This is a genomic window from Candidatus Nitrosocosmicus franklandus (assembly GCF_900696045.1).
In the GTDB taxonomy this organism is placed as follows: Archaea; Thermoproteota; Nitrososphaeria; order Nitrososphaerales; family Nitrososphaeraceae; genus Nitrosocosmicus; species Nitrosocosmicus franklandus_A.
Genome location: NZ_LR216287.1, coordinates 2,806,893 through 2,822,645 on the forward strand (window position 1 = coordinate 2,806,893; position 15,753 = coordinate 2,822,645).

Here is a 15,753-nt window from a genome sequence, read left to right on the forward strand (position 1 = left end):
AAATGTTAAATCGATATCAGTTATGTTCAATGGTAACTATCAGATCCTACAAATAGTGGAAAAAAATATATCTTTATTTATACAATTTATAATGTTTTGAAAGCAGTAATATTAGCAGGAGGGTTTGGAAAGAGACTTAAGCCCATCACAGACAATCGGCCAAAACCAATGATTGAAATTTTAGGTAAGCCAATTATTGAATGGCAAATACGATTACTATCCAAAAATAACATAAGAGAGATCATTATTTGTGTAGGATATCTCAAGGAACAAATAATTAATCACATCGCTAGCGGAAATAAATTTAATGTTAATGTGGCATATATGGTTGAAGAAGAACCTCTGGGTACAGGAGGGGCCTTAAAAAACACTCAATCTTTGTTGAAAGATGAGAAAAATGGTTTTTTCATGATCAATGGAGATATTCTGACTAATTTAGACTTTAGTGCACTATCTCATAAAAATGAATTCAATTCATTAGCAGTAGTTCCACTAAGAAGCCCGTTCGGGATCGTAGATTTTAACGAACAACTATATGTTACAGGGTTTAAGGAAAAACCTAATATTCTAGACAAGTGGATTAACGCCGGAGTATACTTCTTTAACCAGGAAATCTTTAACTATCTTCCTGATAAAGGAAATATAGAAACTACAGCCCTTCCCGCCATGGCAAACGAACAAAAATTGAAAGCAAAAAAATTCGAAAAATCATTTTGGAAATCAATAGATTCGCACAAAGACATAGAAGAATCCTCTAAAGAACTTGCCAAATTTTATCCCAAGTAACTATGAAGAATAAAATTGCATTTAGCACCGGCTCACTATTGAACCCAAAACAGGTATTGGATTTTTCGTCAAATATAGATGCTAATAAGAATGTTCATTCACTATGGACACCGGAATCATGGGGCAAGGAAGCGTTCTCTATTCTAGGAGCAATTTCTCAAGTCACTAAGAGAATAAAGATAGGCACCTCAATCATTAATATCTATACAAGAACTCCTGCAACAATTTGCATGGGAGCGATTACATTGGATTTGCTCTCTGAACATCGAGTTATCCTTGGATTAGGAACAAGTACACCTCCACTCATAGAAAACTTGCATGGATTGAAATTTAATAATCCTGTTCAAAGAATGAGAGAATATATTGAATCTATCAGACTATTACTTAGGAAAGGTAAAACAAGCTATGATGGTCGCATAGTAAAGATTACTAATTTCGAACTCTTGGATCATTCAAGGAAAGACATACCTATCTTTGTGGCAGCAGTTAATCCAAGAATGCTAAATCTCTCGAAGGAAATTGCCGACGGTGTTATTTTGTATTTAAAACCAAAAGACGAAATGGAAACTATAGCTAGACAGACCCACGATAATAAAAACGGTAAGTCATTTACAAAGGCATCTGTAATTATTACATCCGTGTATAACAGGGATCCTTCCCAAGCAGTTAAGCGAGCAGCAAGGACATTAGTTTTTTACATTTCCGTTGGTAAGATATATTATGATTATTTATTAAATACAAGACATTGTGAAATAATAAAAAAAATATATACAGACTATCACAAATTTGGTATTGAAGAGGCACTTAAAAATATTAAGACCGAGATTTTAGATGATTTTGTGATCGCAGGAAGTATAAATGAATGCATAAGTCAAATCAAAGCATTCAGGAGGACAGGTATCGATTTACCCATTTTACAAGTGAATCCCATCTTAAGTCCATCTGGGAGTTTAAGTTACAAGGATTTCTTTGATTTATGAGAGTAGCAATAACAGAGTCGGATACACAGAAATTTACAAAGAATACGAACTTTACAGTAGCGGAAATCGCATCAAGATCTATAATTAAACTATTACTTAAATCAAGGATCCAAAAGTCCGAAATTGATGGAATAATTGTATCAAGTAATTCATTTGAACCTTACTTGAGCAACATTATTGCAGAAATGGTTGGAATTAAACCCAAATTTTCTACTAAGGTGGAAAATCTCTGCAATTCTGGAACCAGTGGTATTTTACTAGCATATTCTTTGATCCAATCAGGATTGTGTAATGCAGTTTTGGTAACTGGTGTAGATAAACAAGACAGTCCTGGAAACAAATTGAACTGGGATATTACAAGAGGTATTTTTGACATGCCAGTTCATTGGGCATCACTATTTGCAAGTAATCACTTCCGAAAATATGGTACAACTCAGGAGGATTTGGCTTTCGTCTCTTTAAAGAATCATAGAAATGCAAACAAGAACCCAAATGCGATTTTTTTTGAAAAGTACTTTACTTTTGATCAAATAATAGACGCACAAGTTGTTGCAGCACCTCTAAAAAAATTCGACTGCTGTTATCCTTGTGAAGGCGCATCATCAGTGCTGTTGGTATCCGAAGAATTAGCGGCAAGATTTGAACAACCTATTTGGATAATTGGAATTTCACAAAGCAATCTAGGTGCAAGTTTTGCCTCTGTGAATAAAATTCTAGACGGCATAGTATCTACCAAGATAGCAGCAAGAGATGCGTTCAGTCAGTCTAAGCTGACCCCATCCGATATTGATATTGCTGAGTTGCACGACGCTTTTTCTATATTAGAAATAATGGCTTATGAGGATATTGGTTTTGTAAAAAAAGGCGAGGGTAAAAAAATGCTTAGAGAACATTTTGTTTATACAAATACAAGAGGTGGTTTGTTAGGCTGTGGTCACCCAATAGGAGCCACAGGGATCGATCAAACCTCAGAGATAACACTTCAACTGCAAGGTTTGGCCAAGCAAAGACAAGTCAATAATCTAAAAACAGGACTCGTTCACAACATGGCTGCTGCAGGTACATCTACATCAATAATAATATTAAAGAATTAGCATGAGTCTGTTTGATTTAATCCTTCAAAACGCCAGTTATGGAAAGCTTGTTACATCGTTTTGTGTGAACTGTAACAAGTATATGTGGCCACCTAATTATATCTGCAATTGTTGCAATTCAAAGACGAGTCTCCGAAAAATAAAACGAGTAGGGATCTTGTTAGAAAAGACCCAGTCCAATATTCTAGGTAGGGAGGGGACATTCGGGATTGGCGAATTTGGCGGTATTCGACTTATTGGCACAATCAAGGAAGATGTGAGAATAGGGGAGGTTATCAGGATTCATGAAATTGGAATAAAAAATGGAAGACTTGATATAAAATTTACTATCTTGTCAAGCTAAAATCATTAATAATAAGTTCCACTTTCTATTTTGTTATGGGCTACGAGGGATACCTAAGTGATAGAATGCTGATGAGCAGAGATGCACTTAATAAAAAACAAATCAAAATAAAAATATTGGAACATGATGAGCGGATTAGAGATATGTCAAAGTATGGCGACAGAGTATTAATAAAAAAAATCCTATTGATAGTTCAGAATCTGGAAACCGAAGAAATAGAAGAAATCGAGCTAGATATCGAAGAGCTTGAAAACAGAATGAAAAAAGAGAGGTTATTTACATCATCGAACAGATGGGTTCCGCGTGTAGATATTAAAAATAATTTTGTTTCTGGAAGCAGGCACACTTACCTACTTTCTGACGCTATTGCTTTAGACGTTGTATCATTTTGAAAATTCAAGCACAAGCGCCGCTGATCAGACTCGAACTGATGACCTACTGGTTAACAGCCAGTTGAGCTTCATAATACAGATTATGAATTTGCTCTACCAAGCTGAGCTACAGCGGCACTATATATTTACAAATTATGAAGAATAATTAAATGTTATGGTTTTGGTCAGAGAAAGTTGTAATAATAGGGGCGAATTATAAAAGTAATAATTTGAGTTATAAAAGTAATAATGATTCAAAAAAATTATTTGGCTTTTGAGTATATGTAAACTCCATCAAGGAACACTCTTGAATCTTTATTCTTTATCTTAGTAGAAGACTCTATATTGGCCGCCGTTTGAGAAACACTTTCAATATTAGGTCCTGTAACTAAAATATCATCCCCTTGTACTACCACCTTAGTTTCCTTACCGACTATTCTCGATATTCGAGACGAACGTTCCCCAAAGAAATTCTCAATATGGACTTCTTGACCTTTGATTTTAACAGAGATGGGAAAGTGAGCAAATACAATTTTTAGTTTGTATGTAAATCCGGTCGTAGATCCCTTAATCATATTTTGTATAATGCTCTTAATAGTATTAACTAAAGCGTAATCGCTTTTTCTATTGCTATAAGACTTGATTATAACCTTATCCTTTTTCACTTCAATAGCAACGGGCATTTTAGTAAAGTCCTTCTGAACGGTGCCATTTGATCCCTTCGTGATAATGGTATTATCCTCTTTTTGTATAGTAACATTCTCCGGAATTGAAAGTTCATTTGTATAAAATTCGGGTTTAGTAGACATATCCTATTAAAGTACCTCCAATACCTTGGTTTACAGCCTCATGATGAGACATAACTCCTTTGCTTGTGGAAACGATTAATATTCCCATATTATATGAAGGCAAGAATTGACGTTCCCAATTAAGATATTTATCTTTTTTTACACTAAATCGTGGTGTAATAATACCACATTTATTAATTTTTGCAAGTAACTGAATTCTAAATTTTCCTAAACGTCCATCGTCAACTTGTTCAAATTCACCGATAAATCTATGTTTTTGCATTACACGTAGAACTTCACTTGAAAACTTTGAAGCTGGTAGTACAATACATTCTCGTTTTCGCCTCATTTCATTGTTATACAATGTAGTAAACAAATTGGATAAAATATTTAAAGCCGGCATGTCTTAGACCTCTATTCGTATTTCCTAAATCCCAATGAATAAGCGACCTCTCTGAAACATCTTCTGCACAACATTAGATCATAAGAACATATCATTCCGCTAAATGATCCACATCTTTTACACCATCTAGTTCCCTTGCCATGTGCTAATTTTTTTCTACCTGTTAAGGCATAATCTCTAATTTTTATCTTCATATAATTTCCACACCAAATTGCGATTTAAAATATTGTATAGCTTCATCTCTTGAAATTCTATGCCTTTTACCTATCTTGTTTGGATTTCTTCTTGTCGATATCCTATACCCTGGTCTCTTCAAAGCTGCACACACATCCATACCGAAAATACCAATATCAGGATTATATTTTGTTCCTGGTATATCTATATGCTCATGAACACCAAATGAAATATTTCCATTATTATCGAAAGATGAGGCCTTTATCACATTCCTTTTTGATTCTATAATTCGTCTTAAAAAGTTTGTGGCATCAGATCTTCTCAAAGTAACCATCGCACCAATTGGTTCACCCTTATGAATTCCAAAGTCCCTCACACTCTTCTTTGCACCTCTAACACTAGGTGTTTTACCTGTTAATTCAACTAACGCATTCTTAGCTTTCTCAACAGGGTCACCAGACTTTCCAACTCCAATATTGATCACCACTTTAGATATTTGGATTTCCTTCATAGGATTACCCATATTATCACTCAATTGCCAAAACCTCCAACACCGGATCTTCTACTCCAATAGGCATAATAAGTTCAACCGGTAATTCAACTGTTTTTTCATCGAATGTTACTACCACTCTCTTAGGTAATGAAAACATCCCATCCTTTATTTCTTCAACTCTTCCTATCTTACCAGCATTTTCTCCTTGAACAACAATTGCAAGACAACCAGTTTCAAATTTGATATGTTTATCGATTTTTAACTCAGGTATTGTTACCAAACATACATCACCTACTTTCATATCCACATCGTCACCAATTAACGATTTCCCATCATGAAATCCATATTGAATCTTACCCCCACTAATAGTTGTTTTGCTTGTAATTTTTAATAACTTTGATTTTTTTTCATTTGTTTCAACCGGAACTAATAGCTCTGATCCTTTAGGTATCAACCTATATGCCTTGTTGCTACTAGATATTTCAATAACATCCATAATCCCCACTCCGAATCTTATATCTCGCCTGACTATTCCATCGACCTTTATTTGACCAGAATTCAAAATCTGTTTAGTCTCGTTAGCAGTAGAACTGAGATGTAACACATCTCGAAGTAGTATGCCAAGAGGATAACATTTTGATTTAGGGTATGGACCAGGTCTTGGTGAAAGAATAAACTGCGATGATTTTCTTCTAACATCCCAGAAATTTGGGGCCTTTTGTCTTTTTAATTTTGTACTCCCGCTTTTTCTTACCAAATACTATTCACTATCCTTAACTACTCCTTTATTACTCGTATTCACTGTTGATTTTCTTGATGATTTATTAATTTGTTCCTTTTTCTCTTGCAATTTTTTCTTTCTTTTTTCATCATCTAAGTGAAGCGAAGTGATTTGAACATTTGATGCATGTATCTGTACTTTCACTTGACCACCTTTTATTTTCTCCCTCTGGACTCCTTCAATACTTAACCTTCCCCTATGAATGTGTATTTTTTCAACCTTACCTTCTACACCTTTATATTCGCCACGCATGATTTTCACTGAATCTCCTTTTACAATTCCAACACTTTTTCTTCCATAATCCTTTCTCAGATTGTTTGACAAATTGGCTGAAATATTATTAGTTTTGCTCTTCATCTTGATCACATTCTTAAACAATCATAGATGCTAGATTAGCAATTCTTGGCCACTTTTCAGCTGCTTCGGCAGCTACTGGGCCTTTCAAATCAGTTCCTTTTATTTCTCCCTCTTGTGTTACTAAAACTGCTGCATTATCCTCGAAGGATACTCTTACTCCGTTTAGTCTTCTAATTGGATACTTTTGTCTCACTATTACTGCCCCAAAAATCTGCTTTCGCAATTCAGCAGGTCCTTTTTTTACTGTGACTGTTACAAAATCGCCAACAGCTGCTGTAGGCAACCGCGAATGCCTACCCTTGTATCGTGTCACCTGTGCAATTTGCAATATTTTTGCTCCGGTATTGTCTGCACAAACTAGATTTGCATATAAGGGTAAGGATCTTGTCACATATGGCCTAAATTCCTCGACTCCTCTTGAAGAAACAGCTCTTGATTTTGACGACATAATTATTCACTGACCTCCACTACTGCAAATGAAACAGTCTTTGAGAGCGGACGACATTCCGCAATCTTTACCTTATTTCCATCTTCTACTTCCTGACAATCGGAAATGAAAGCGTGAATCTTTGACTTGCTACGTTCGTATCTTTTGTATTTACTAACAAATCTTGAATATTCCCTTTCAACAACTACCATATTCTTGCTCTTATGACTAACAACGATACCACTAACAAGCTTACCGCGTAATGACAAGGAACCACAAAATGGGCAATATTTATTTGTGCATGTTTTTTTGGGACCTTTAACTTGAATACCTATATTTCTGACCATTATCTTCACTTGCTTATACTCTTGATTTCTTCTGGTCTTCCTAATAATCGCTTGCCAGGAAGTATAGTTACTCCTTTATCTGTAATTATACTATATTTTGAAATTTCCTTCTTAGGTATCTTTATTACTCGATTGAGTGTATTACCTCTTAATACAATCATATTCTTCGTTATATTAACAACTTTACCACTTCTACCATTGTTCTGAGCATTGGAGGATTTAATTATCTGCATCGATGAGTTTAATAATTTAGTATTAGTATTCTCAAAATTAGCTCTGTACTTGCTCATTGTGTTTTTTTCCCTCTTACTCTTTCATTCATTATAGTCAATATTCTGGCAATATCACGCCTCTTCCATCTAATTACACCGGCATCTTTTTTCAAAGTACCTTTCAATGCTTCCGACCTTAGCTTGGCTAAGTCGACTTTCAGGTCAGTTAACTTATCTTTTAAATCATCATCATCAAACTGTCTTAATGTCTTTATCTTATTTCGGGCCAATTACTTATTGATCTCTCCTGTATTTTCTAATATTTCTTTTGGCTTGTTCTTTCCTGTTGTTTCCTCTTCTTGAGTTGAACTGGATTTATCTACCACCTTCGCATCTATTTCATTATCATTTGTTGCGTGTTCTTTATGCATCGATAGTAGCTCAAATTCCGGTGGGGTAGCATCCTTTATTGCGATCTTCAATCTTATACCCATAATCCCCATCTTCGTTAATACATTCGCAATACCTTCTCTCACCACCTTATCAGCCATGTTTCCACTCTTTGGTATTATACCAGCAGAATGTTTTTCGAAATGAGCTCTTTCGCTTCTTAGTTTTCCTGAGATAGTTACCTCTACTCCCAAGGCTCCAGCGTTTTTAACAGTATTTACGGTCCAAAGAGCTGCACGTCGAAAGGCCGTTCCTCTTTCAATCAACTGAGCAAGTCTATTACACATTATTTTAGGGTTCAATTCAGGTACATCAACTTCTACTACTGAAATCTGCGGGTTAGAAAGACCGAATTTAACTTCAAGTTTTGATGTTAAATCTCTAATGCCACTACCCTTTCGTCCAATTACTAGCCCTGGTCTAGTAACGTATAGAGTGAGTCTAGTTCCTAAGGGTGATTTTTGAATGTCTGCTCCCCCAAATCCTGCATCCTTTAATTCTTCTTTCAAAAATTCATCGAGTTCACTATTACGATAGTTATTTTTTAAAACATTCTTAATTGCATTCATGTTAACTTGTCCTTCCCTCGATTGCGACAACTTCTACGTGTACCAGCGTATCATACTTTGGACTAGCTCTCCCCATTGCTCTAGGGGTAAATCTTTTTAATTTTGTTCCTTGATGAACAACGACAGAAATGATTTTTAACCTATCCAAATCCATTCCTTTGTATTCTGCGTTCGACTCAAGATTATCAAGTAGTTTAAGAAACTCTTTGGTGGACTTATGTGGATATCGCCCTGAGCAAAAACCATCACTAATATTTGATCGATGAGCGACCTCGTTATGATACCTGCGATAAGGTACTGCTACCTTTCTTATCAAAACATTTTCCAAAAATTCCCTTGCCTTTTCTATTGACTTATTATTTATTGCAAGTGCTATTTCTCTTGCGTGTTTATGCGATATCGACTTATCCCTAATTGCAGCTCTAACATGTCTTGATTTCTCGTATTTTTGAAATGAGTATGAGTATTCGGGCATATTTCTCACTTTAATGGAACGTATAAACTAGACCTTGACGATCCGACACCGGGTGCGCCGTGCTGAACCCTCTTGTTTGTTATTGCGTATTCTCCAAGATAATGTCCTACCATTTCCGGTTTTATAGTATAAGAAATGAATTCCTTTCCGTTATGCACTAAAACTGTCAGTCCTATCATATCAGGAAGAATTATCATATCTCGAAGATGAGTTTTCAACTGTCCATTTAATTTTCCGTCTCTGGCCAGCTTTAGATCTTCTCGAAACTTCCTTTTCTCATCATTCATGTATGTAGAAAGCCTTCTGTCAAGTGATCTCCTCTGTCTAGAATTGAGAAGAGGCATCAAAGTTTCAATTGACAATTTTTGAATTTGATCACCTGAATATCCTTTAAATTTAAATTCTCTTGCCATCTTAACTTCTCACTCCCAAATTACTAATTCCATATTTCATATTCAAAGAATTTTCCATATCTAAACCAATCCTAAGTTAGTTGCAAGCTGTCTTGCCCCATCCGCGTTCTTAAATTTCATAATGGCTTTTTTACCACGAATCGTATTAAAAGTATTTACTTCACTGATGTCTGCTTCATAAATGATTTTCATCGACTTTATGATTTGTCCTTTAGTGGCTTTGTTATGAACTATAAAGCTAAGCTTATTCTCTTTTTCAATTATATTAAATGTCTTTTCTGTAACATATGGTTCAAGAATGATCTTGCTTGCCTGATCAGTATCAATGTCAAGACTCTTACTTTTCAATGTATTGTTCATTTATTTCCCTCCTCGAGTTTGTGGGGTGAAATCTTCTTGTTTTGGAGCGATTGGAGAGAACTCTTTGAATACAACGTCAAACGTATTGGTCTAGCTCCTGGGGCTAAATCAATAATACTTAAATCTTTTACACTTTTAATACTTACGCCGGGCAAAGAATCATCTAATTTTAACAAATCGCATTCTTGATTACCTACTACAATCAGGACGCTCTTACCTACTCTACTTGGACGGCCACGCCGCTTTGCTTTCCCCGAGCGCTTTTTTACTGATCGTTCAACTCTCTCAACATCCCTTCCTAGTCCAAGAGATTCTAACAATGCAGCTAAATTCTTAGTTTTATTAATATTTTCTACATCATCTGTCAATACTATGGGAAACGAATTAATCCCTTCTACCATATGGCCTCTTTTGGCTATCAACTCACCATTAGACGTGCAAGAAATAGCAGAGTACAATGCAAGAATTCTTTCCTTTTTGTTTAGTTTCTTATAAGTCACCTTCCATGATTCTGGCGGATGAGCTAGTCTACCCTTGCGGACACCTCCAACACCGGCAGCTTGACCTGCTCTAGAAAATCCCTCTCCCTTCGCACGGGCTATCCTAGCTATACCCAATCCCGTATTACGTGATTCAGCGCTGACCATTTCACCTGCAGCAGGATATCTTCCCTGCTTTTGAAAGTGGTGAGTATCCATATTCACGAATGCTTTCTTAATAACTTCCGGACGATACGGATAATTAAAAATTGGGGGTAATTCTATGATTTCTAATTCCTTACCTTTTAAATCAAAAATTTTTGAATACAATTATATCACTACCTCCAATATTTTTGGTTCATTAATCTTGGATTGTTTGCTTCTAATTGGGTGTCTTAATTTTACTAGTCTTTTGGGAACTCCAGGAATAGTACCCCTGACAATCATATAATCCCCACTAACCAGACCAAAATGCTTATATCCACCTGCAGGATTTATGTTCAAAACATCTGTGTTTTCAGAGTTTGACATCATCAAGATTCGTTTATTATATTCTGTTCTTTGATGAAACCCTCGTTGACCTTGTCTGGCCACTGTATACATTACGACTGCTGGAGATATTGGTCCTAAGGTTCCAACTGCCCTTACACTTTTTCTAGACTTATGTTGTTTTCGCTTTACTCCAAATCTAGTAATAGGACCTTCAACTCCCTTTCCTCTGGTAATTCCATGAACATCAATATATTGCCCGGTCTTAAAAACCTCTGAAACCTTTATTTCTTGACCGAGTTTTGATTTTAAAAATTCGAATTTTGATTGAATATCCTTTCCTGTAACTGGTATTTCATAAATAAATGGTGTTTTTTGAGACAATCCAATCTTATTTGGATTTACTGCAACAATTGCCACCAAATTTTTTGCCTCTGTAATTTTCTCTTCGGCTTTTTTCATGCTTTCTTCCGAATATTTCGTCTTGTACTTAGCGGCTATCTCTTTGCTACTATCCTTCGAGAATACATCAAATAGGGCATGCTTGCCATTTTGATCTTCATAATAAGCGCGCATACCCACAACTTTTAAAGGCGGTAGTGAGATTACTGTAGAATGATTCATTAACGGTTTACCATAATTTGGGGTCTTCTCCTTATCATCAACAGTCATAACTTGAATTTGACCTACTTTAAATCCTGCAAATCCAACTAATCCTACATTATCACGGCCGAGATTTTCAGGCCATGTTCTTATCCTAGCTTCTAAGCTTTTCGCTCTGGCCCTAGGACGAAAAGCAATACTACCTCTTCTTGGTGCACTATATTTGCGGTGACCCATAGATAGAAAAATTTTTCTGATCCCTTTAATAAGTTTATTATTAATTAATCGAATTCTTGAGTCATTTTAAACAACAGTTTAGAATAGACAAAACCCCGAAAATAGCTTCTTCAAGTCGGACAGTTTGAGTGCCCTGATGTGGAAAAAAGTTAAAAGATTGATACTTTTTATTGTCTATTCCTTCCTTGTTAAAAATAACGTCCAAGCCATACTTTGGGGAGCCAAATATTACCAACATGGCACAACTAGGATCATAGTCCTGAGTCGAATTATAATCCATGACTTTTCCATTAAAATAGGGGGAATTTTTTGAGGTTAATAGCAAGTTAGATGGGTCAAAAGTTTGAACCAGTTTTTTCAAATCTGTGTAATAATGAACGGAATATCCCCAAAATAAATTTGCTAATTCTTCATTTGGTACATCAATTGCATATATCTGTTTACCAGTTCTCATAATTTTTACATTTATTTTGTTTCCAACCTGACGTATATTTCCCCTATATTGAATCAATGAATCCAGTCCTATGTCTACGCAAAGCATACCCCCCTTTTTTTCCAACAATCCAACACGTATTTCCCCACTTTTCAAATTCTTTTTCCCTGGGTTATCTTTATGATGAGGCGATCTTATTGGATGTAGTCGGCCGACTGCTCTTAACATCTCTGACATAGGATAAATTTTTCTTCTCAAATATTGAGGAGTGTCTAAATATTCCAAAAGCATAGTCAAAAACTTTCTTTCATAATTACTTGGATTTAATACCTTATCGTGATAGATGTAAATACTGCTAATACGGAAAATTGAGAGAGTTCTTGATAATTGAAAAACTTTTATTGTCCTATCTATATTGGTTTTTGTTCCATAGAGATATGAATCTGGAATTGCCACATTGTACTTTAGAGTTCGCACTACCCTTCACTTAGCAATTCGTTAACTGCACCTTCCAAGTAACCTTCTGAACCAAAAAAACTATAACGTAGAATACCCTTCTTATCAATGATAATTGAAGAAGGCGTACCACGTAATCGGTATTTTTCAAAGGTCAAAGGAGAATATTGTTTGTTAGCCAAATAATCACGCACTCTTTGAGTTATATCATTCTTGTCTTTGACCGAATATGCAGAGAAATCAGGAACATAAATTTTGATAAAATTATCAATCATTTGATCAGTAACTTCTGTAGGCATTTTAATAATCTTATCCTGTGCGACAGGAAATGGAATTTTATAATATAACTTGTCACTATCGATTAACTTTCCATGTTGTTTCAATGCTTTATACGTTTCTCCTATTACTTTGCCTTCCGAAATTAGGTACTTCAAATTTTCGACCGTATTTTTATCGTAATCTTCAAATGCGGTAGCAATCCCTATAATCTTTAGGTCCTTATCTTTAAAATTTTCATATAGGTTCACCACTTGAGGCAATCCGTATAGAAAGCAACCTGGACAGTTTACCTGAAATACTTCAATTACAATTACATTGCCCAATAACTGATCAATGTTGGTAGGCGACCCCTGCACCCATTCAGATACTTCGAGGTTTGGGGCTTTGGATCCAATTTCGAGAGACATTAGAAATCATATTCTTATCTAGTCAGAATTATTTAAACAATAGGTACATTAAATAAAAGTTTTTATGGAGTTACCCAAATTTTAAGTCTGCGTATTTTTATTTTGAACCTGTTTGGCATAATTTTCTATTTCCTCAGTTGACATCATTCGCAATTTTTTAGTTTTGGAATCTATCACTGCCAATCTTATGTGTTTTGTTCCTGTTTTTTCTTCGCTTACCATGAAAATTGATTCGATTGCAAGAATACAAGCTTGTTCCAGGCTAATGTCATTTCTATAATTTTTCTCCAAATGTTCAGTAACCTGTTCACTACCCGCTCCTATTGCTACTGCATCGTATCCAATGTATGTCCCACTTGGATCAGTAAGATATAGACCAATTCCATTCTTATCAACTCCTGCAAGTATCAAAGCTACCCCAAAGGGTCTTGCTCCCGCATACTGTGTATATTGCTGAGCCATGTCTGCTAAATTCTTGGCCACTCCTTCAACATCGACTACCTCATCGTAAATCAATCTGTTACTTTGTGCGAAAAATCTTGCATGATCTACTTGAGTTCTAGCATCAGGAATATAACCTGCTGCTGCAAGTCCTATATGATCGTCTATTTGAAATATCTTTTGAGTTACATTTGAAATTTGTAATTTTCTAGTTTTCTCTTCAACTGCTAAAATAACACCATCTGTGCTTTTTATCCCCAAAGCGAGAGTTCCTCTCCTAACTGTTTCTATAGCATATTCTACCTGATATAATCGACCATCAGGAGAGAAAACAGTAATTCCCCTATCATAACCTGCTGCTGCTGGTAACAATTCAACTAAACTACTTGTAAATCTTTATTTATAGTTACCTTATTCAAAAAATAAACGATTAATTATACTTACCTCATGATCTCATTATCTAGTTGATAACAGAGGAAATAAGATTTTTTGGTCATAAAAATATCCTTTCCACCCATCCTCGAACATTAGAAATAACAAAAGAGGAGAATTTGACATTGAACGGAGATTGCATCATAGGTGTGAGAGCAAATAAGGCATGCTATGACATTAGAGCGGATCTGAAAGAAAAGTTGAAATCAAAAAATATATATATCGAATTTGAATTAATCATAGAACCTTATTCTGTTAGTTTTTCTGGAAAAGGAAATAGCGGACTGCTATTGACTGATAAGCATGATATTGTCCTTAGAAAAAGCAAGTTTGTTTGTGGTCGTACTATTTGTATAAATAGTAGCATCGCGGCTATAGATATACCTAGACAAATAGTTAACCTACTTAAAGATCCAAATAAGGAAGCATTCATTAGGATTAAGGTAGACTAAGAGATAAGAACAGTCACGATTTTTCAAATGTTCGTCCAGTTATTCTCTCGTAAGCATCGATATATTTATCAGCTATTTCGGAGATTAGGTGTTTAGGTAAACGAGGTATGATTGGATTTAATTTGGATCCACGATATTCTTCTACTTTTTGTTTGAATCCGGTTTCATTCAACCAATCCCTTAGCAATTGCTTGTCATAGCTTTCTTGTATTGACCCTAAACGATAATCTTTCTTATTCCAAATCCTGAACTCGTCTGGTCCTATAGAATCAGCCAAGAGCAACCGTCTTGTGTTTTGTTCCCTTCCAAATTCAAATTTGATATCGGCCAAGATAAAGCCAGCCTTAGAAATTATTGAGCTTACTTTATTAAACAAATCCAAGGAAGAATTCTTTAGAAGGTTGAACTCTTCTCGGGATACTAAATTGCTCTCTAATACAGTGGATCTAGTAATCGGTTCATCATGCTCATCAGATTTCGTCGTAGGATCAAATAGTAATTTAGGCAATTTGGATGCAAGTTTTAGATCCTTTTTTTGAAAATACTGATGCAACTCATCCAAATTCAATGAGTTGTTTAAATACCTGTTATACAAACTTCCATAAAGATAAGCTCTCACTACGCACTCAATAGGTATCATATTAAGTTTTTTTACTTCAATCATCGTAGGAGAAAGCCGTCTGATAAAGTGATTATCAAAATCTAATTTCTCAAACCAAAATACAGCAAAATCGCACAATACCTTTCCCTTAAAAGGAATCTCATCGTCCATTATGACATCGAATGCAGAAACTCTATTTGTAAAAGAAAATATCAACGTGTCAGAACTAGCTTCATAAATATCCTTTACCTTTCCCTTCTTTATTAATCTCAAAAAGAATTCTCTGACTTTAGTATTGATTAATGACCTTAAATCCTTTGTTACTTAGTTTTCGCATTTCATCTTGTTCAAGGCGCTAGAAACAAAAGTGTATATGTCAAAACGTTATCAAATCGCCCTTAGTTTCTTAAAGAAATTGAGAAAAGGTAAGACATAGGGCCTTCACGACTAATGATTGGAAAAATTTAGGAAAATTCAGAGTTGTTTGAAAGTTAACCGATTGCAACTTACAAGCGTTATAACTAATCTAAAATTGGCTAGCAATACAAATAGGCCAGCATCATGTATCTTCCTATAAGAAGCGGATGATTAATGGGTGAATAACGGAATCATCCTTTTCCA

Annotated in this window: 26 protein-coding genes and 1 tRNA gene; 6 read left to right on the plus strand and 21 right to left on the minus strand. The window is 35.2% G+C overall.

The window, feature by feature from the left end; translation table 11 throughout:
* Positions 1-96: 96 nt before the first annotated feature.
* Genes NFRAN_RS13185 through NFRAN_RS13205 form a run of 5 tightly spaced genes read left to right on the plus strand, consistent with a single transcriptional unit; the run spans position 97 to position 3,595 of the window.
* Positions 97-786 carry a nucleotidyltransferase family protein gene (locus tag NFRAN_RS13185; RefSeq protein WP_134485452.1) on the plus strand — a complete coding sequence of 230 codons (690 nt, stop codon included), beginning with the start codon at positions 97-99 and terminating at the stop codon, positions 784-786.
* Positions 787-788: 2 nt separating this feature from the next.
* Positions 789-1,766 (plus strand): LLM class flavin-dependent oxidoreductase, encoded by a 978-nt coding sequence (locus tag NFRAN_RS13190; RefSeq protein WP_134485454.1) that lies wholly within the window; start codon positions 789-791, stop codon positions 1,764-1,766.
* Entirely contained in the window at positions 1,763-2,860 is a 1,098-nt protein-coding gene (locus NFRAN_RS13195) for a thiolase family protein (protein ID WP_134485456.1), read from the plus strand. The genes NFRAN_RS13190 and NFRAN_RS13195 overlap by 4 nt, the downstream gene beginning before the upstream one ends.
* 1 nt (position 2,861) lies before the next feature.
* Entirely contained in the window at positions 2,862-3,203 is a 342-nt protein-coding gene (locus tag NFRAN_RS13200; protein WP_134485458.1) for a hypothetical protein, read from the plus strand.
* A 35-nt stretch (positions 3,204-3,238) separates the two neighbouring features.
* A complete protein-coding gene (locus tag NFRAN_RS13205) occupies positions 3,239-3,595 on the plus strand; it encodes a hypothetical protein (RefSeq protein WP_134485460.1) in 357 nt (118 codons plus the stop codon).
* 15 nt (positions 3,596-3,610) lie between these two features.
* Here NFRAN_RS13205 and NFRAN_RS13210 read toward each other — a convergent pair.
* The 20 genes from NFRAN_RS13210 to psmA form a co-directional block, all read right to left on the minus strand.
* A tRNA-Asn gene (locus NFRAN_RS13210) sits at positions 3,611-3,711 on the minus strand.
* A 126-nt stretch (positions 3,712-3,837) separates the two neighbouring features.
* On the minus strand, positions 3,838-4,383 hold the full coding sequence (locus NFRAN_RS13215) for a 50S ribosomal protein L6 (protein ID WP_134485462.1): 546 nt from the start codon (positions 4,381-4,383) through the stop codon (positions 3,838-3,840).
* Positions 4,373-4,765 (minus strand): 30S ribosomal protein S8, encoded by a 393-nt coding sequence (locus NFRAN_RS13220; RefSeq protein ID WP_134485464.1) that lies wholly within the window; start codon positions 4,763-4,765, stop codon positions 4,373-4,375. The genes NFRAN_RS13215 and NFRAN_RS13220 overlap by 11 nt, the downstream gene beginning before the upstream one ends.
* Positions 4,766-4,776: 11 nt before the next feature.
* Positions 4,777-4,959: a 30S ribosomal protein S14 gene (locus NFRAN_RS13225; RefSeq protein WP_134485466.1), complete on the minus strand. Its 183-nt coding sequence runs from the start codon at positions 4,957-4,959 to the stop codon at positions 4,777-4,779.
* A complete protein-coding gene (locus NFRAN_RS13230; RefSeq protein WP_134485899.1) occupies positions 4,956-5,462 on the minus strand; it encodes a 50S ribosomal protein L5 in 507 nt (168 codons plus the stop codon). Before NFRAN_RS13230 ends, NFRAN_RS13225 begins: the two co-directional genes overlap by 4 nt.
* Before the next feature lie 4 nt (positions 5,463-5,466).
* The gene (locus NFRAN_RS13235) at positions 5,467-6,189 is read right to left on the minus strand and encodes a 30S ribosomal protein S4e (RefSeq protein WP_134485468.1); all 723 of its coding nucleotides are present in this window, start codon (positions 6,187-6,189) and stop codon (positions 5,467-5,469) included.
* 3 nt (positions 6,190-6,192) lie between these two features.
* A complete protein-coding gene (gene rplX, locus NFRAN_RS13240) occupies positions 6,193-6,570 on the minus strand; it encodes a 50S ribosomal protein L24 (protein WP_134485470.1) in 378 nt (125 codons plus the stop codon).
* A gap of 13 nt (positions 6,571-6,583) precedes the next feature.
* A complete protein-coding gene (locus NFRAN_RS13245; protein WP_134485471.1) occupies positions 6,584-7,018 on the minus strand; it encodes a 50S ribosomal protein L14 in 435 nt (144 codons plus the stop codon).
* Between the two features lie 2 nt (positions 7,019-7,020).
* A complete protein-coding gene (locus tag NFRAN_RS13250) occupies positions 7,021-7,344 on the minus strand; it encodes a 30S ribosomal protein S17 (protein WP_134485473.1) in 324 nt (107 codons plus the stop codon).
* Positions 7,345-7,349: 5 nt separating this feature from the next.
* Positions 7,350-7,634: a ribonuclease P protein subunit gene (locus NFRAN_RS13255; RefSeq protein ID WP_134485475.1), complete on the minus strand. Its 285-nt coding sequence runs from the start codon at positions 7,632-7,634 to the stop codon at positions 7,350-7,352.
* Complete coding sequence (gene rpmC, locus NFRAN_RS13260) at positions 7,631-7,846, minus strand: 50S ribosomal protein L29 (protein WP_134485476.1); 216 nt, start codon at positions 7,844-7,846, stop codon at positions 7,631-7,633. Before rpmC ends, NFRAN_RS13255 begins: the two co-directional genes overlap by 4 nt.
* A complete protein-coding gene (locus tag NFRAN_RS13265) occupies positions 7,847-8,605 on the minus strand; it encodes a 30S ribosomal protein S3 (RefSeq protein ID WP_232038043.1) in 759 nt (252 codons plus the stop codon).
* Positions 8,577-9,050 (minus strand): 50S ribosomal protein L22, encoded by a 474-nt coding sequence (locus NFRAN_RS13270; protein WP_134485480.1) that lies wholly within the window; start codon positions 9,048-9,050, stop codon positions 8,577-8,579. Before NFRAN_RS13270 ends, NFRAN_RS13265 begins: the two co-directional genes overlap by 29 nt.
* Before the next feature lie 5 nt (positions 9,051-9,055).
* Entirely contained in the window at positions 9,056-9,463 is a 408-nt protein-coding gene (locus tag NFRAN_RS13275; protein WP_134485482.1) for a 30S ribosomal protein S19, read from the minus strand.
* A gap of 60 nt (positions 9,464-9,523) precedes the next feature.
* A complete protein-coding gene (locus tag NFRAN_RS13280) occupies positions 9,524-9,823 on the minus strand; it encodes a 50S ribosomal protein L23 (protein ID WP_134485484.1) in 300 nt (99 codons plus the stop codon).
* The gene (gene rplD / locus NFRAN_RS13285) at positions 9,820-10,632 is read right to left on the minus strand and encodes a 50S ribosomal protein L4 (RefSeq protein ID WP_134485486.1); all 813 of its coding nucleotides are present in this window, start codon (positions 10,630-10,632) and stop codon (positions 9,820-9,822) included. Before rplD ends, NFRAN_RS13280 begins: the two co-directional genes overlap by 4 nt.
* Positions 10,633-11,631, minus strand: a complete 999-nt coding sequence (locus tag NFRAN_RS13290; protein WP_134485488.1) for a 50S ribosomal protein L3 — start codon at positions 11,629-11,631, stop codon at positions 10,633-10,635.
* Positions 11,632-11,692: 61 nt separating this feature from the next.
* A complete protein-coding gene (locus NFRAN_RS13295; protein WP_134485490.1) occupies positions 11,693-12,541 on the minus strand; it encodes a putative RNA uridine N3 methyltransferase in 849 nt (282 codons plus the stop codon).
* Positions 12,541-13,206, minus strand: a complete 666-nt coding sequence (locus tag NFRAN_RS13300) for a peroxiredoxin family protein (RefSeq protein WP_134485492.1) — start codon at positions 13,204-13,206, stop codon at positions 12,541-12,543. Before NFRAN_RS13300 ends, NFRAN_RS13295 begins: the two co-directional genes overlap by 1 nt.
* Before the next feature lie 81 nt (positions 13,207-13,287).
* Entirely contained in the window at positions 13,288-14,019 is a 732-nt protein-coding gene (gene psmA, locus NFRAN_RS13305; protein WP_134485494.1) for an archaeal proteasome endopeptidase complex subunit alpha, read from the minus strand.
* Positions 14,020-14,111: 92 nt separating this feature from the next.
* Here psmA and NFRAN_RS13310 point away from each other — a divergent pair, with 92 nt between their 5' ends.
* The gene (locus NFRAN_RS13310; protein WP_197731198.1) at positions 14,112-14,531 is read left to right on the plus strand and encodes a DUF371 domain-containing protein; all 420 of its coding nucleotides are present in this window, start codon (positions 14,112-14,114) and stop codon (positions 14,529-14,531) included.
* Between the two features lie 13 nt (positions 14,532-14,544).
* On the opposite strand, the gene purC is transcribed toward NFRAN_RS13310, so the two are convergent.
* A complete protein-coding gene (gene purC, locus NFRAN_RS13315; RefSeq protein WP_134485495.1) occupies positions 14,545-15,405 on the minus strand; it encodes a phosphoribosylaminoimidazolesuccinocarboxamide synthase in 861 nt (286 codons plus the stop codon).
* Between the last annotated feature and the right edge of the window lie 348 nt (positions 15,406-15,753).

Coding starts and splice junctions, on each gene's coding strand:
- NFRAN_RS13190 (WP_134485454.1), top strand. CDS start 789: ATGAAGAATAAAATTGCATTTAGCACCGGCTCACTATTGAACCCAAAA.
- NFRAN_RS13195 (WP_134485456.1), top strand. CDS start 1,763: ATGAGAGTAGCAATAACAGAGTCGGATACACAGAAATTTACAAAGAAT.
- NFRAN_RS13200 (WP_134485458.1), top strand. CDS start 2,862: ATGAGTCTGTTTGATTTAATCCTTCAAAACGCCAGTTATGGAAAGCTT.
- NFRAN_RS13205 (WP_134485460.1), top strand. CDS start 3,239: ATGGGCTACGAGGGATACCTAAGTGATAGAATGCTGATGAGCAGAGAT.
- NFRAN_RS13215 (WP_134485462.1), bottom strand. CDS start 4,383: ATGTCTACTAAACCCGAATTTTATACAAATGAACTTTCAATTCCGGAG.
- NFRAN_RS13220 (WP_134485464.1), bottom strand. CDS start 4,765: ATGCCGGCTTTAAATATTTTATCCAATTTGTTTACTACATTGTATAAC.
- NFRAN_RS13225 (WP_134485466.1), bottom strand. CDS start 4,959: ATGAAGATAAAAATTAGAGATTATGCCTTAACAGGTAGAAAAAAATTA.
- NFRAN_RS13230 (WP_134485899.1), bottom strand. CDS start 5,462: ATGGGTAATCCTATGAAGGAAATCCAAATATCTAAAGTGGTGATCAAT.
- rplX (WP_134485470.1), bottom strand. CDS start 6,570: ATGAAGAGCAAAACTAATAATATTTCAGCCAATTTGTCAAACAATCTG.
- NFRAN_RS13245 (WP_134485471.1), bottom strand. CDS start 7,018: ATGTCGTCAAAATCAAGAGCTGTTTCTTCAAGAGGAGTCGAGGAATTT.
- NFRAN_RS13250 (WP_134485473.1), bottom strand. CDS start 7,344: ATGGTCAGAAATATAGGTATTCAAGTTAAAGGTCCCAAAAAAACATGC.
- NFRAN_RS13255 (WP_134485475.1), bottom strand. CDS start 7,634: ATGAGCAAGTACAGAGCTAATTTTGAGAATACTAATACTAAATTATTA.
- NFRAN_RS13270 (WP_134485480.1), bottom strand. CDS start 9,050: ATGCCCGAATACTCATACTCATTTCAAAAATACGAGAAATCAAGACAT.
- NFRAN_RS13275 (WP_134485482.1), bottom strand. CDS start 9,463: ATGGCAAGAGAATTTAAATTTAAAGGATATTCAGGTGATCAAATTCAA.
- NFRAN_RS13280 (WP_134485484.1), bottom strand. CDS start 9,823: ATGAACAATACATTGAAAAGTAAGAGTCTTGACATTGATACTGATCAG.
- NFRAN_RS13290 (WP_134485488.1), bottom strand. CDS start 11,631: ATGGGTCACCGCAAATATAGTGCACCAAGAAGAGGTAGTATTGCTTTT.
- NFRAN_RS13300 (WP_134485492.1), bottom strand. CDS start 13,206: ATGTCTCTCGAAATTGGATCCAAAGCCCCAAACCTCGAAGTATCTGAA.